Annotated in this window: 17 protein-coding genes; 8 read left to right on the top strand and 9 right to left on the bottom strand. The window is 43.6% G+C overall.

Annotation, left to right across the window (positions count from 1 at the left end; all coding sequences use genetic code 11):
* Positions 1-2 precede the first annotated feature (2 nt).
* From AOB57_RS11370 to rpsJ, 4 genes are all read left to right on the top strand, one after another.
* Positions 3-563 (top strand): 30S ribosomal protein S7, encoded by a 561-nt coding sequence (locus AOB57_RS11370; protein ID WP_054299302.1) that lies wholly within the window; start codon positions 3-5, stop codon positions 561-563.
* Positions 564-649: 86 nt separating this feature from the next.
* Positions 650-2,842 (top strand): elongation factor EF-2, encoded by a 2,193-nt coding sequence (locus tag AOB57_RS11365; protein ID WP_054299303.1) that lies wholly within the window; start codon positions 650-652, stop codon positions 2,840-2,842.
* A 357-nt stretch (positions 2,843-3,199) separates the two neighbouring features.
* Positions 3,200-4,468 (top strand): translation elongation factor EF-1 subunit alpha, encoded by a 1,269-nt coding sequence (tuf, locus tag AOB57_RS11360; protein WP_054299304.1) that lies wholly within the window; start codon positions 3,200-3,202, stop codon positions 4,466-4,468.
* Positions 4,469-4,504: 36 nt separating this feature from the next.
* Positions 4,505-4,813 (top strand): 30S ribosomal protein S10, encoded by a 309-nt coding sequence (gene rpsJ / locus AOB57_RS11355; protein ID WP_011021276.1) that lies wholly within the window; start codon positions 4,505-4,507, stop codon positions 4,811-4,813.
* 281 nt (positions 4,814-5,094) lie between these two features.
* On the opposite strand, the gene AOB57_RS11350 is transcribed toward rpsJ, so the two are convergent.
* From AOB57_RS11350 to AOB57_RS14615, 4 genes are all read right to left on the bottom strand, one after another.
* Positions 5,095-6,612, bottom strand: coding sequence for a DUF4139 domain-containing protein (locus AOB57_RS11350; RefSeq protein ID WP_054299305.1), 1,518 nt, complete (start codon positions 6,610-6,612; stop codon positions 5,095-5,097).
* Positions 6,613-6,856: 244 nt separating this feature from the next.
* Positions 6,857-7,258, bottom strand: coding sequence for a carboxymuconolactone decarboxylase family protein (locus AOB57_RS11345; protein WP_054299306.1), 402 nt, complete (start codon positions 7,256-7,258; stop codon positions 6,857-6,859).
* Positions 7,259-7,341: 83 nt separating this feature from the next.
* On the bottom strand, positions 7,342-7,731 hold the full coding sequence (locus AOB57_RS14620) for a DUF7436 family protein (RefSeq protein ID WP_054299307.1): 390 nt from the start codon (positions 7,729-7,731) through the stop codon (positions 7,342-7,344).
* Positions 7,703-8,071, bottom strand: a complete 369-nt coding sequence (locus AOB57_RS14615; RefSeq protein WP_054299308.1) for a helix-turn-helix domain-containing protein — start codon at positions 8,069-8,071, stop codon at positions 7,703-7,705. Before AOB57_RS14615 ends, AOB57_RS14620 begins: the two co-directional genes overlap by 29 nt.
* A 317-nt stretch (positions 8,072-8,388) precedes the next feature.
* Here AOB57_RS14615 and AOB57_RS11335 point away from each other — a divergent pair, with 317 nt between their 5' ends.
* Together AOB57_RS11335 and AOB57_RS11330 are read left to right on the top strand one after the other, a co-directional pair.
* Positions 8,389-8,805: an ester cyclase gene (locus AOB57_RS11335; protein ID WP_054299309.1), complete on the top strand. Its 417-nt coding sequence runs from the start codon at positions 8,389-8,391 to the stop codon at positions 8,803-8,805.
* Between the two features lie 131 nt (positions 8,806-8,936).
* Positions 8,937-9,488 (top strand): hemerythrin domain-containing protein, encoded by a 552-nt coding sequence (locus AOB57_RS11330; protein ID WP_054299310.1) that lies wholly within the window; start codon positions 8,937-8,939, stop codon positions 9,486-9,488.
* A 219-nt stretch (positions 9,489-9,707) separates the two neighbouring features.
* Here AOB57_RS11330 and AOB57_RS11325 read toward each other — a convergent pair whose 3' ends face one another.
* The 5 genes from AOB57_RS11325 to AOB57_RS11305 all read right to left on the bottom strand — a co-directional run bounded on the left by AOB57_RS11325 (position 9,708) and on the right by AOB57_RS11305 (position 12,656).
* Positions 9,708-10,076 (bottom strand): ATP-binding protein, encoded by a 369-nt coding sequence (locus tag AOB57_RS11325; RefSeq protein ID WP_054299311.1) that lies wholly within the window; start codon positions 10,074-10,076, stop codon positions 9,708-9,710.
* Positions 10,077-10,143: 67 nt separating this feature from the next.
* Positions 10,144-10,599, bottom strand: coding sequence for a class I SAM-dependent methyltransferase (locus tag AOB57_RS11320; protein ID WP_054299312.1), 456 nt, complete (start codon positions 10,597-10,599; stop codon positions 10,144-10,146).
* Between the two features lie 313 nt (positions 10,600-10,912).
* Positions 10,913-11,257 carry a CGGC domain-containing protein gene (locus tag AOB57_RS11315; protein WP_054299313.1) on the bottom strand — a complete coding sequence of 115 codons (345 nt, stop codon included), beginning with the start codon at positions 11,255-11,257 and terminating at the stop codon, positions 10,913-10,915.
* 21 nt (positions 11,258-11,278) lie between these two features.
* Entirely contained in the window at positions 11,279-11,617 is a 339-nt protein-coding gene (locus tag AOB57_RS11310; RefSeq protein ID WP_054299314.1) for a cupin domain-containing protein, read from the bottom strand.
* 379 nt (positions 11,618-11,996) lie between these two features.
* A complete protein-coding gene (locus tag AOB57_RS11305) occupies positions 11,997-12,656 on the bottom strand; it encodes a nitrite/sulfite reductase domain-containing protein (protein WP_054299315.1) in 660 nt (219 codons plus the stop codon).
* A gap of 142 nt (positions 12,657-12,798) precedes the next feature.
* Here AOB57_RS11305 and AOB57_RS11300 point away from each other — a divergent pair, with 142 nt between their 5' ends.
* Positions 12,799-13,155, top strand: coding sequence for a winged helix-turn-helix transcriptional regulator (locus AOB57_RS11300; RefSeq protein ID WP_054299316.1), 357 nt, complete (start codon positions 12,799-12,801; stop codon positions 13,153-13,155).
* Positions 13,156-13,471: 316 nt separating this feature from the next.
* Entirely contained in the window at positions 13,472-14,839 is a 1,368-nt protein-coding gene (locus AOB57_RS11295; RefSeq protein ID WP_054299317.1) for an acetate--CoA ligase family protein, read from the top strand.
* Positions 14,840-14,855 lie beyond the last annotated feature (16 nt).

The raw sequence follows: 14,855 nt of genomic DNA, 5'->3' as shown, positions 1-14,855 counted from the left end.
TCTTGTACAAAATATTCGGTAAATGGGACCCGACTGAAGTTGAAGTCAGAGACCTCGGAATTAAGCGTTATGTCAATATTACCCCTGTTATTGTTCCACACAGCAGCGGAAAGCATGCAAGGCAGCAGTTTAACAAATCCGAGATTTCCATTGTGGAGCGTCTAGCAAACAACCTGATGAGGAACGAAGCAAACACTGGAAAGAAGCAGAGGACTCTTCGCGTAGTTGAAGAAGCTTTTGATATCGTGAACAGGAAGACTCAGCAGAACCCTATCCAGGTACTTGTGGACGCCATCGCCAACGCAGGCCCAAGGGAAGAGGTAGTGAGGCTGAAGTATGGTGGAATCTCCGTGCCAAAAGCAGTAGACACTGCGCCCCAAAGGCGTGTGGATACAGCTCTGCGCTATATCAGTATGGGAACCAATAATGCAGCCTTTAAATCCAAGCGTTCGGTTGCAGAATGTCTAGCAACGGAATTGATAGGCGCTGCAAATCATGATACGAAATCCTTCTCTATCAACAGAAAAGATGCAAAGGAAAGAGTTGCAAAGGCAGCACGCTAATTGCTTATGTGGGTTGCCCGATTTAAAAATTGATTATATAACAGATTACATTTGATTAGATTATATTTGATTAGAAAGGTATTAGCATGGGACGAAGAAAGAAGATGGTCGAGCGCGTAACGACGCTCATGAATGAACCGACAAAAATTAGAAATATCGGGATCGTTGCGCACATTGACCATGGAAAAACTACATTATCGGACAACCTGTTAGCCGGCGCCGGCATGATTTCAAGGGAACTTGCAGGCAGACAGTTGTTCATGGACTCCGATGAAGAAGAACAGGCAAGAGGTATCACAATCGACGCCTCTAACGTCTCAATGGTTCACAATTTTGATAATCAAGATTACCTGATTAACCTGATCGATACCCCAGGACACGTTGACTTTGGTGGGGACGTTACCCGTGCCATGAGAGCCGTGGATGGCGCAGTCGTGGTCGTGGATGCAGTCGAAGGTACAATGCCCCAGACTGAGACCGTATTGAGACAGGCTCTCAGGGAACACGTCAAACCCGTACTTTTCGTTAATAAAGTAGACAGGCTAATCAATGAGCTGCAGGTCGATGCTCAGGAAATGCAGGTCCGTCTTGGAAAGGTCATTGATCACGTGAACAAGCTCATTAAAAACATGAACCCTGAAAAGTTCAAGGCAGGCTGGAAAGTTGATGCTGCAGTCGGAACTGTTGCTTTCGGGTCCGCGCTTTACAACTGGGCAATCAGTGTGCCTATGATGAAGAAGACAGGGATCTCCTTTAAGGAAGTATTCGACTACTGTAAAGCCGGAGACATGAAGTCCCTGGCCGAGAAGTGCCCGCTGCACGAAGCTGTGCTTGATATGGTCATTCACTTCCTACCAAACCCAATTGACGCCCAGAAGGGAAGGGTACCTATTATATGGCATGGGGATGCGAAATCTGAGATCGGACAGTCTATGATCCACGCAAATGCAGACGGAGATCTCGCGTTCATGGTGACTGACATTTCCGTTGATCCTCATGCAGGTGAGGTTGCAACTGGAAGGTTATTCAGCGGCTCACTTAGCCGCGGCATGGAAGTCTACACCTCAGGCAGTGCAAAGAAGAGCAGGGTCCAGCAGGTAGGTATCTTCATGGGTCCCGAAAGGCTTGAGGTGGACAAAATTCCTGCAGGAAATATTGCTGCAGTTACCGGTCTTAAAGAAGCAATCGTGGGTTCCACCGTAACAACCCTTGAAGACATGACACCTTTCGAGAGCATAAGACACGTAAGCGAGCCTGTGGTGACCGTAGCTGTGGAAGCCAAGCACACCAAGGACCTGCCCAAACTGATTGAGGTACTCAGACAGGTTGCAAAGGAAGATCCGACCCTTCAGATCACTCTTGACGAGGAAACCGGGGAACACCTTATGGCAGGTATGGGAGAACTTCACCTTGAGGTTATTGCCCACAGGATCGAAAGGGATAAGAACGTGGAAATCACCACGAGCAAGCCAATTGTCGTTTACAGGGAAACCATTAAGAAGAAGATCGAACCTGTAGAAGGAAAATCTCCGAACAGGCACAACAGGTTCTATATCTATGTTGAGCCTCTTGACCTTGAGATTGTCAATGCTATCAAAGCCGGCGACGTTACCATGAGTATGCCCGAACTTGAACGCAGGCAGAAGCTCATTGACCTCGGAATGGACAAAGAAGAGGCAAAAGGCATTGTTGGGATCTTCAATTCCAATATCTTCATTGATATGACCAAAGGTATCCAGTACCTGAATGAGACAATGGAACTCGTGCTTGACGGATTTGAAGAAGTTATGCGTGCAGGCCCGCTCACAAGGGAGCCAGTAGCTAATGTAAAATGCGTGCTCGTAGATGCCAAGCTTCACGAAGATGCAATCCACAGAGGTCCGGCTCAGATTATTCCTGCTGCAAGGCAGGCAATCCAGGCAGGTATGCTTATGGCTGACGACACCCTGCTCGAGCCTTACCAGAAAGTCTTTGTCCAGGTGCCCCAGCTTTTAATGGGTGGTGCAACAAAGGAACTGCAGGGCCGCCGTGGAGTTATTCTTAATATGACCACGGAAGGAGACCTGGCAATTATTGAGGCCAGAGTGCCTGTAGCTGAGATGTTCGGATTTGCAGGTGAGATCAGATCTGCAACTGAGGGACGTGCAATGTGGAGCACAGAGTTTGGAGGCTTTGACGTTGTGCCTACCAGCATCCAGAATGAGATTGTTGGCCAGATCAGAGAAAGGAAAGGACTAAAGAAGGAATTGCCTAAAGCTTCCGACTTCCTTTCGATGTGAGCGGATTTTCCGCTTCGCCTTAATATTTTTAAGGTTATACCTGTCTTCAGCAGGATAGAAAAAGTACCCGACTGATCTGGAAGGGAAGAGAATCCCTATCGGTTCGGAGATACGGTCAATCGGAAAGCTTTAAGACAAGGTATGACTATATTGGGGAAAACGTCCAGGCCACTGGAAATTCATAGAGCAGCGGTTCACAAAGGAGTCCGGAAAAGGATGCTAAAAATTTGATCAAATATTGATAAGACGTAAGAATACAGAAACGTGTGAATCAATATTGAGACCCGCCCTAATCTTAATATAGTAAATATTTGATATACCATTGAAACTCATCCAGAATTACAGGAGAATTTTAATATGGCAGCAGAAAAACCACACATGAACTTAGCAGTGATTGGTCACATTGACCATGGAAAATCAACATTCGTAGGACGCTTAATGTACGATGCAGGAGCTGTACCTACACACATCATTGAGAAATATAAGGAAGAAGCAAAGCAGAAGGGTAAGGAATCCTTCGCCTTCGCATGGGTTATGGACTCTCTTAAGGAAGAGCGTGAAAGAGGTATTACAATTGACATCGCTCACAAGAGATTCGACACAGACAAGTACTACTTCACAGTCGTAGACTGCCCTGGTCACCGTGACTTCGTTAAGAACATGATCACAGGTGCCTCCCAGGCTGACGCAGCTGTTCTTGTCGTTGCAGCTCCTGATGGTGTAATGGCCCAGACCAAGGAACACATTTTCCTTTCCAGAACCCTCGGTATCAACCAGCTTATTATCGCAATCAACAAAATGGATGCAGTAAATTACGACGAGAAGAGATACAAGGAAGTCGTCGAGCAGGTTTCCGGTATCCTTAAGATGATCGGGTTCAAGCCAAGCGAAATCCCCTTCATTCCAATCACTGCATTCTACGGTGACAACGTTCTTAAGAACAGCGACAAGACCCCCTGGTACAAGGGCCCAACCATGATGGAAGCTCTTAACAACCTTAAAGAACCAGAAAAACCATCCAACCTCCCACTCAGGATCCCTGTCGAAGATGCATACACCATTTCAGGTATTGGAACTGTACCAGTAGGCAGAGTTGAAACCGGTGTCATGAAGAAGGGTGACAAGGTCATCTTCATGCCAGGCGGAGCATCCGGTGAGGTTAAGTCCATTGAGATGCACCACGAAGAAATTCCACAGGCTCTCCCAGGAGACAACATCGGCTGGAACGTCCGTGGTATTGGCAAGAACGATGTCCGCAGAGGAGACGTTTGTGGTCATGTTGACAACCCACCAAAGGTTGCCGATGAGTTTGTAGGACAGATTGTCGTTCTGCAGCACCCCTCCGCAATCACTGCCGGATACACTCCTGTATTCCACGCCCACACCTCTCAGATCGCATGCCAGCTGATTCAACTTAACAAGAAGCTGGACCCAAAGACCGGGCAGGTTAAGGAAGAAAACCCAACCTTCCTCAAAGCAGGAGATGCAGCAATCGTTACAATCAAACCGACAAAGCCGATGGTTATCGAGCCCGTAAAAGAAATTCCACAGCTCGGCAGGTTTGCTATCCGTGATATGGGTATGACCATTGCTGCCGGCATGTGCATGAGTGTTAAACAGAAATAACACTCTCCTTTTTCATTTTTTGAGGAGAAAAAAGGTATGCAAAAAGCTAGAATAAGACTGTCAGGCATCAGTCCCAAAGATCTGGACGGAGTCTGCAATCAGGTAAAATCTATTGCGGAAAGGACAGGAGTTAATATTTCGGGACCTGTTCCGCTTCCCACAAAGAAACTTGTAGTTCCTACTAGAAAGAGCCCGAGCGGTGACGGAACTGCAACCTGGGACCACTGGGAGATGCGCGTACACAAGCGTCTCATCGATATCGCAGCCGATGAAAGGGCACTCCGTCAGCTTATGAGAATCCAGGTCCCTAAAGATATCAATATCGAGATCGTACTCGAAGGGTAATCGAGAAAAAAGACAGGCTACAGAAATTCTCTGTACCCGGTCTTGCAAACTTCTTTTTCACTTCTTTTTCACTTCTTTATTCCAGAATGTCATATTCCTCTTAATATAAACTTTTGAGGAAATTGCCGGCGGCCGTCGAATCAGACGTTTTTCCCGCCAGCTTCTCTGCTAACTATGAGTCTCTTTTCATTATCTTCTTACGTTCTTACGTTCTTCTTGTGTTTCTTCTTACGTTCTTACGTTCTTCTTGTGTTCTTGTGTTCTCCTTTTACTTTATATCCTCAGAAACGGCGTTCTACCGTGTAAGTGACAAGTTTCGTCCCTCTGGCAGGCACCATTACTCTGAATTCTATCGTAAAGGCATCGATTTCTTCATAACTGTCTGAACTTTCCAGGATTTCCCATTCTCCGTAGAGGTGTTCCACAATCGCGACGGACTGATCCTCAGATTTACTGTTATTAATTTCGATCTGATAGATGACTCGCTCTACATTATCGCTTATGCGCTGGTAATCGGTTTCATTCCGCCTGGCTGTCAGATCGAAAGCTGAGCCCACAGTCACTCTTAACTCCTCGCCTTCGGGAGTGTGTTTTATCCTGTCTTCCCCGAGGAACTGAAGCCCTCCTGAAGTATCAGTACTGTAAACCCTGACGACTCCTTTTGGTAGAGGCATCCCGAGTCCGCTTTCGTTTGTGTTTTGAAGCGTAAGATAAGCCAGGACTTTCTCGCTCACAGAACTATCATAGATCAGCTTCTTTTCTATGGGCACGGAATCAGCAGACAGCAAAGAAATCTGCTTTGCCTGGTTATTTTCCAGGGTTACCGGGTTTTCAAGGGTATAAAGGTGATACTCAAAAAGAGGTTCCTGGACAAAAAGTGTTTGCGTTGCTCTTTCGTCAGCGACGGCTTTTTCTTCCATAACCGGAGTCACTGCTTCAGAAACACGGTTTATCTGGCCTGAAACCAGTTTCAAGACTGCGTTTTCAAAGGTCATACCTGCCCTGTTGTCAATGTTAGCCCAGCCCCTGATATTTGCCTCGGTATTCTCCGCATTGCTCATCAGGACATAAGCTGCCTTCCAGTTCATTCCGCTCGTCAGGTAGGAAATTAAAAGCTCCCGTGTTCCGGATACAGGAGAATAAATCTGCCATATGAGGGCAGGTCTTATAGAAAGCCCGGACGAATCTGCAAGCTCGACTTTTGAGAAATCCTTAATTACCACGACTTGTTCTGCTTCGGTTTTAAGGACTATGCTGTTGCCTGAATGACTTAACAATGTGCCGGTATACACTTCGACGTTCCTGTCGGTTACATTAACTTCCCTGCAAAGGTATTTTTCAAGCAGATTCGAACTGCTCAAAACATCGTACTCGTAGTTCTGCTCAAGTATAGCAGTATCCTCATTTTCCGTGTCCTCGATAATAACAGAAGTCGGGTCTATTCCGGAAGGAATATCCGTGTACTCAACCTGATTGACCCCATTCTGCAGCTCGATCTCTCGCCTTTCCTTCACAAGGGCAATTCCCTGTTCATAAATCGTGATCTCAGAATTTTCCACAACCCCCCCACCCGCTTCTGAGGTTAAGTTTCTCGAAGTGTCTGAAGTCAGGTTTCCTGCGACCCTTGGTGACCTGATTACGGATTCAATGCCAGCACCTGTGTTAATTGCGGTCGTATTATTTACAGGCTCGTATTCCTGAGCCATAACTCCCATACTCTGGGGAACCAGGTTTGAAAAAAGCAGTATTCCCCCAAAGAATCCCAATGTAAGCCAGAAGAAAAGTTTCTTCACTCCCATACTATTAATGTAATTTAATTTTATATATATGTGATTTTATTGAGAATTCAGGGGAAGTTATACATAAAAAATTAAATTCTGAATAGATATTCTTCAAAAATATATAGAATGAGTTTATCAAAAGAGGGAGAATAAAAAAAATTAAGATATTATTAGAGGAGTTTTATATCACTCTACATAATACCTCAACTGCAATTAATTGAATAAAGGCACTCAGGAACTCTCTGTAAAACGAATAATTGATTTACTTTAGCAACTTCAACGCATCCCTGCAAGCTGCTACAGCAGGTGCCCCTGAAGTTATGAATATAACATCCATAAGCTCCATTATTTCTTCTTTGGTGGCTCCGTTCTTGAGTGCACTTTGCATCTGCACAACTGTGCATCTTTCACATTGCTTGGACGCAACAACAGCAAGTGCTACAAGGATTTTTGTTTTTGCAGGTAGAGCACCGTCTGACAGTAACTTTTTATTGCATCGATTATACTTTTTAAGAGATTCACTGTCAAGCTCTCCAATGATCTCAAGAATGTGTGGTGTGAAACCTAGCTTCTCGCTCATGCTTTCCAGTAACTCTTCATGTTCAAGATCTTCTTGTTCTTCCCGACGACCGCCGCCGCAACATCCTTCCCCATATTCTTCCATATTTATCAATCCCCACTGAAATTCAACTGAATAATTAGATATCAGTTATTAATTTAGTATTATTGTATCTGTATGTATATTATTTAACTATTCCTGAAGCTCCTTAATTCTCCTCCAGATAATTTTTCAAGATCAAATTTTTCTCCCCCATTCCACAGGAGCTCAAATTCCTTACCCAAACTCTTTGCAAGCCCCATATCCCAGATTTTTATAACCGAAAGAATACGGTCACTGTCATGAGGATGAAGCTGAAATAGCACTACAACACTCTCATCAACAATACCGAAGCAGGAATTGAAATTCTGGGCAAGCCTTATTTCCATGCCTTTTTTAAATTTGGCGAAATCATCTTCTCCCCGAATTGAGAGAAGGGAAGGAAGCGATGTAAATCGATGGGATACAAGCAGCCTGATTTTGATCCCGCGGTCAATAGCTTTCAGGACTTCAGGCGGCAGGCTGGCGATTATTGGCATGCCAAAGGCAGGAGGAATTAAATATAATGACTTTTTTTACTTCGCTATAAACAGAAATGGCAAACTTCCTGATTTCGGACTCAGTTACGGCAATCGTCAAGAAAATTTCAACTTTTTGTTTTTGGGTTTGCACATTTTTAAGAGCCTGTTTTGCCTCCTCAACAGAGTTCTCCAGAACCAATATTTCTTTTTCAAATTCGGTCTTTCGTTTCTCAAAAAAGGAATTTAAAGACATCTCAGGGTCAACTGCCCTCAATTTCTTAGGTCTTGAGACCTGAACTTCTATAAAACCTTTTCTTGCCAGAGATTCGAGAACAGTATATATCTTCCCATAGGGCACGTCGGCATCCCTGGAAATATGCTTGCTCCAGAAACCCCAAATTTTAAGAGAGAAAGATATGCGGCTGCTTCATAAGCCGTCAACCCGATATCCTGAAGGAGTCTTTTCTTTTGCATAGGGAATTTAACAGTTAGGAACTTAAAAAATATTCCTGAAAAATAAACTCCAATCAAAAATCTCCATTTTATTTTCAATGTCTCCAAATACTTTTAAGTACATTTCCTCCCCAAACTCATATATTAATGATAATATTGTTCTTACACCCGATTTGAACTAAGCCAGTATTAACTTTTATCAGAAAAAGGAAAGAGGGAAACATGTACACAGAAGAAAACAAAGCAATAGTTCGTCGATTCTTCGAAGTAGGGCCTTGTAAGGGGGATATAAATGCTGCTAATGAACTGTTATCACCTGATTTCGCTATGCATGTTCCTCTGCCTGCTCCGGCGGGAATTGAAGGAATAAACGAAGTAATTACCACATGCAGGTTAGCCTTCGAGCACCTCAATGTTACAATTGAGGACATGGTTGCTGAAGGTGATAAAGTGGTCGCCCGTTTTACAGCTCAAGGCATACATAAAGGCGATTTCATGAATTTACCGGCTACAGGCAAGCCTATAACCATGACTGGTATAGAGATTTTCCGCATTAAAGGCGGTAAGATTGCAGAGTTATGGGGCGAGGTTAACCTCCTTGGGCTCATGCAACAGCTAGGAATTTTCTCTTCACCCTGACCATCAGAGGTTAATTTGATCAGACGTTCCAGACAGTTTGGGCAGGATACGGGATAAAAATAGAGGGATACACAAGAAAGGAAATGTATAAGCTCAGAGACGAAGTATTTTTCCAATATAAGAGGGGTAAGATGAGACCTACAGTTGACTTAAAAGAGGAACACGAAGCTGTTAAACTGATGCTGAGAATCCTTGATGGAATGTGCACAAATATAGAATCCGGGAAAAGCGTTAAGCAGGAGCATCTTGACGGACTGATAGAGTTTATGAGAGTATTTGTTGACAGATGCCATCACACAAAGGAGGAAGCTTATCTTTTCCCTGAAATGGAAAAAGCAGGAATTTCCGGCTCAGGAGAGTTAATAGCCTCACTTAAAAAAGAACATGAACAGGCAAGGCAGTATGTCAACAGAATAGAAAAAACAGCTTCAGGAAAGGGCAATAGAGAATTTCCAGCGATAGTTGAGAATTCGAGGGCCTATATTCAACTTCTAAATCCGCATATTGAAAAAGAAGACAATAAGCTTTTCCCGATGGCTGACACGCACCTTTCGGAGACTGTTCAGAAAGATTTGCTGGAACGTTTTGAAGCTGTGGAAATTGAAATAATAGGCCCCGGAAAGCATGAAGAATTTCACAGATGGCTACACACTATGAGAGATATTTACATAAAATCAGAGTGAGCAGTAGGGTCGCAAGCCTTTTGAAAAAAAGTGCTTGAGCGCAAACTTTTTGAAAAAAAGTTTGATCAAAAACCGGCGTGACGGCGTGGTCAAGCGGCTCAACGCTTGGTGATAAACGCAAACTTTTTAAGAAAAAGTTTGATCAAAAACAGCATTTTCGGTCAAGCCTTTTCGTAAAAGGGTTGCAGCACAGCGGTTTTGATCAAGAGATTGAAAGAATTAACCGTGGATCAGCTTAGGAAGGCAGCGAGTGCAGACCCACAGGCTTTGCATGTTGTGCCTGAGAGGAAGGAGGTAGCTGGTATATTCACCGGCACCGCAGGAGAAACACTGGATTGAGATATCTTTTCGTTTGGGCTGGGCCTCTGCTTTCTCCCGGTTAAACTCGACAGTGTATCTTTCTTCGACCGATAGTGCGCCTTCTGGACAGACTCCGATGCAGAAGCCCATACCGTCGCAAAGTTCTTCGGATATGACTTTTGCTTTTCCATTAATGATTTTAATAGCACCTTCGGCGCAGGGTGCTACACATTTTCCGCAACCTGTACATTTTTTTTCGTCAATTTTTATTATCATTCGTTTTACCATTAAACCGATCTCCTCTCAAGATTTTTCTGTTAAAAAATCATTTGGCATATACATTGGAAGACAGGACTCAAATGTCGTCCAGCGATAGTTTCATTCTGAGATCCGGCAAATAGCCTTCCCTGTGCAGCATTTCTTTATAATCGTTAACTAATTTGCACATTTTACGGGTATAATTTATGAGATCCGTACCTGTTCCCCCTTTGAACAATAACTTCTCAGCTTTTTCCAGAAGCTCCGGATAAATAAGTACCAGTTCTTCTTTTGTGTGCAGCAGCAGGGCTGAGAAGTCCCTGTGAATACTCATGCTTCTCTGGAGAAGTTCCAGATCCAAAGTATTCTGAGAAAGATAATCTCTGAATTTTGTATAAGCGTAAAAGTTTGCAATATTATGGTTTAAAGAATTTAGAATTGAATACAGGATATTTCCCGTATTTGGAAGGGGAATATCCCGAAGTTCAAGGTCTGCACCTTCGTAGTTCTCATCATCTTCAATTCTCCGATCCCGAGTGATATCATGGCTCATTTTATCGACCTTGGCATATTTCGGATTCTATCTGCAAGTTCATTTTTTAAACTTGTTTTATTTCATTAAAAGTTAGTTTATTTTTAAAAAGTCTTATTCGCAAATGCGTTCCTCTAAAAACTATATCTGCAAAAGGCTTCGCTGTAGGTGAACCTCATGCTTCAATCTCGAAATTACTTAATTTACAGGAATTCAGGGTGCAGAATAGTTTTTATCCAGAATAGTTTTATCTTTACTCCCCTGCATTGTCTTCTGGTAAGCATGCATGTTGCTAGAGGCATATTATGTAGATTATTAATAGGTTAATCAATTTTCAGTGATGTGTGCCTTCAACAATTTCTATGCCTGCGTCCTTGATCGTTTTTCTGATACTATCAAGGTTTGGGCATTTAGGGTAACTATCTTCCATAAGCATGCAGGAGCTGAGATGCACAGCATCCAGCCCATGTTTTTTCAGGGTGTTCACCAGCCGGTAAACTCTCCTGCCCGAGCAGCCCCCACATGTGAAAAATGCTATCATTTGCGTATCCGTATCATAACCCTCAAAGCTGGATTTTCTTTCATTGAAGGCTTTGAAGCAACCCACTCCGGGGCAGGTCTCCGAGACCAGTTCACAGCGGACAACAGCTATCTTTTTCGGTTTTGTTTTTTTAGTCATCCTTACACAGTCCGGTCTGTCTTATAGCAGGCGCGTAGCCTCAGTTTGCCTTGGAGCTTTAACAACCAGCACCCTGAAAACCTCATCTCCAGGATTCATAAGGCGGTGAGGAATTTTAGCAGGACTTTCGATCAACATATCCCTGCTGACTTCCTCTGTTTCATCCCCAATCTCAACTACTCCTTTTCCTTCAAGCACGTAAAAAAATACATCTACTGGTGTTATGTGTTTCTTTAACGCTTCTCCAGGCTTGAGTTCTATATGTACTGCCTGTGCGTTTTCGGTATCATAAAGCATCCGGACGCTCACATTGTGAGGGTTCGGCTTTTCAGGTGAGGATTTCATCTCAATAATTTTCATCTATTTTCCCCTTTTGACCATAATTTTAATGTTTCCCAGCATTAAATCAAGATAGCCTGCACCAGATTTCCAGGCTAATTTTTGATTACTTATTACTTTTATTGTTTTTATTACTTATCGATTGCTCTTTTTCCCTGCATATCCAATTCTAATATCTGCCCATATATGCCTGTGGATATAAACTTTCATATTACCTCAGAACTTCATATACTCCAGGAGCCAATTTTGGAGAACTGGTAACAATTTTTGCCCCTGGAACCCCGGATAAGATCTGGGGTTAAGGGTGCTTACATGAGGAACCTTTTTAACTGGAGCATTCCGTTCTTCTAAAGACGGCAAGAAGCGATTTAAGCGTTATAGAAGTTAATGAATGCTGGGTTTACAGGCCTACTTGGGTTTTGAAATTCTCAAGGCCTACATCTCCAACGAACCTCCCAAGCCTCTTTTTCGTGCCGGAGCTCTTATAGAAGTTAATAATTCTATCGATTGTCTCAAGAACCTCTTCTTCTGACAGTTCCTTTGCAACAACCTCAGCAAGTCGTGGAGTCGCGGCTGCAGAGCCTCCGACCATTAAGATATATCCTTTAGCAGTGCCCATTACCCCTATGTCTTTGATGGCAGGTTCGGCGCAGGAATTAGGACAGCCGGAAACAGCCATTTTCATTTTGGAAGGCATGGGCATTCCGTGGTACTTCTCATCCAGTTTAAGACCCAGACTTACAGCGTCCTGTTTTCCCTGCTTGCAAAAAGTCGTTCCCGGACAGAACTTCACGCTTCTTACGCAAAGTCCTATAGCTGCGCCAGGCTTCATATCAAGCTCAGCCCACACATTATCAAGGTCTTCTTCTTTCAGGCCCACGATTGCAATCCTCTGGGCAGAAGTCATCTTGAGGGCAGCAGCCCCATATTTTTCCGCAACTTTAGCGATTTTCATGAGGGTTTTCGGATCCACAATTCCTCCTGGGAGGTGGGGAGCGATTGCATAGGTCTCACGGTCTCTCTGAACGATTGCACCTTTTTGAGGTAAGTTGTCTTTCATGGCTGATCCTTCCGAATCTTATGGATTTTTCCAATATATTATATAGACAGATTTTATAAAATGTCATTTATAATAGTATCTTTTTGATACCAGTATATTAGAGATACTAATTTATATATCAGACAGTTTCTATGTTTATACTATGAAAGACTGCACAGTCTATAAGACTATGAATATCATCGGGAAAAGATGGACAATCCATATCCTTCTCGAACTGCACAAAGGAGAAAAAAAGGAAAAGCGCTTTAACGAGCTCAAAAGGAAACTCGGCTATATAACCCCAAAAATCCTCTCAGAAAGGCTGACCGAACTGGAAATCGAGGGCCTGATTGCAAAGAAAGTTGACGACTCAATAAAACCTCCGAAATCCGAATATTACCTGACCGAAAGCGGGACGGATTTCGTGAAAATAATACAGGCTATTAAACGCTGGGGGCTTAAGTGGAAGTTCCAGAATGAAGAGTGCGAGAGAGCCATTTGCATGTACTGTGACCACTGAGCCAGAGTTGCCGAAGAATAAATGAAGATGGAAAGGAAGGACAATAAAGATAGAAGAAACAGAAAGATAGAAGAAACAGAAAGATAGAAGAAACAGAAAGATAGAAGAAACAGAAAAAACGGGGAATAGGGACTATATGCTTTAAGTTTTTTCTGACTTCAGTCCTTTAAGGTTCTGTAACGAGTTTTTCCTCGCCTTCTGGCACTTTCCATGCTTCCCCTGTTTTCAAGAATTATGGAGCCAAAATTTATAGGTGCAAGTATTTAAGCTCAGAGCTATAATCTGCATATAATCTGCATTATTCGGAAGGGCATAAATGACCACTAAAGAACATATTGGTTTTTTCTTCAAGCCCGAGAGCATAGCCCTGATAGGAGCGTCACCAAATCCCGAAAAGCTTTCCTATACAATCCTGGAAAGTCTCCTGAATATGGGATTTCAGGGAAAGATATATCCCGTAAATCCAGGCTACCAGGAGATCAGGGGACTTAAATGTTATCCAAATCCTGGGGAGATAGAGGGCAGAATCGACATAGCAATTTTTGCAGTACCGGCACCTATTGTTCTTGAAATTCTTGACGGACCTGTTGAGAATATAAAAGGCGCCATAATTGTCAGTTCCGGGTTTAGGGAAATTGGACCCGAAGGAAAGGAAATGGAGACTCGCCTGAAAGAAATTTTAGATAAGAAAGGTATTCGGGCTATGGGACCGAATTGCCTTGGGATCTACGATACAATTTCAAATGTGGATACGTTTTTTATAAAAAGCGATAAGGTCGAAAGGCCTGCCAGGGGTGGGGTTTCCGTGCTCACTCAGAGTGGATCCTTTGCCGCTATGATTATGGACGAGCTGGCAAACGAAGGAGCAGGGGTTGCAAGGGTGGTAAGCTATGGAAATAAAGTTGATGTGGATGAAAGTGATTGCATCGAATTCCTGGCAGATGACGAAGCAACAAAAGCCATTGCACTCTACATCGAGTCTGTAGGAAACGGGCGCAGGTTCCTTGCTGCTGCTTCCAGATGTGTGCAAAAAAAGCCAGTGGTAGCTCTCAAAGTAGGAAAGAAGGAACCAGGTGCAAGAGCAGCCAGTTCCCATACTGGCGCTGTCAGTGGGAGATATGAAGCCTATGAAGCCGCTTTCAGAAAAGCAGGTGTGATAGAAGTTGAAAGTTATGAGGAATTAAAAGACGCCTGCAAAGTACTGAACAGGTACTCTCTGGCTGAAGGAAAAAGAGTCCTCATTATAACTGACGGTGGAGGAATAGGAATTTCCATTGCCGATGCATGTGAGGAAGCAGGGCTCAAGGTTCCCGAAATCCCAGGCGAAGCTATAAAAAAATTAAAAGAGAAGCTTCCTGTTTTTGCTTCCGTAAAAAACCCTATAGACCTGACAGGCAGTGTAAGGAATGAACATTACATTTATGCTCTTCATGAAGCTTTCAGGGAAGGTTATGACCTTGCAATTGTTAGCCTGCTCTGGGGCCCGCCTCTTCTTACCCCAGAGGTTGCGGAAAAGATTCGGGATTTTGCGGATAGCTGCGGAAAACCAATCCTTATCTGTTTTCCAGGCGGAAAGTTCAGCCGGGAAATAGCTTCAGCTTTTACTGCTACCAGAATGCCAGTCTTTTTTACCCCGGATAGTGCAGTCAGGGCAGCAAAGGTGTTGTGCGGAGGAAAAAAGTAAGTTGAAGCCCGGTTTG

Source organism: Methanosarcina flavescens (assembly GCF_001304615.2).
Lineage (GTDB): Archaea > Halobacteriota > Methanosarcinia > Methanosarcinales > Methanosarcinaceae > Methanosarcina > Methanosarcina flavescens.
The sequence above is the reverse complement of the archived record's forward strand: the minus strand, read 5'-3'. Positions and strand labels throughout refer to the sequence as shown.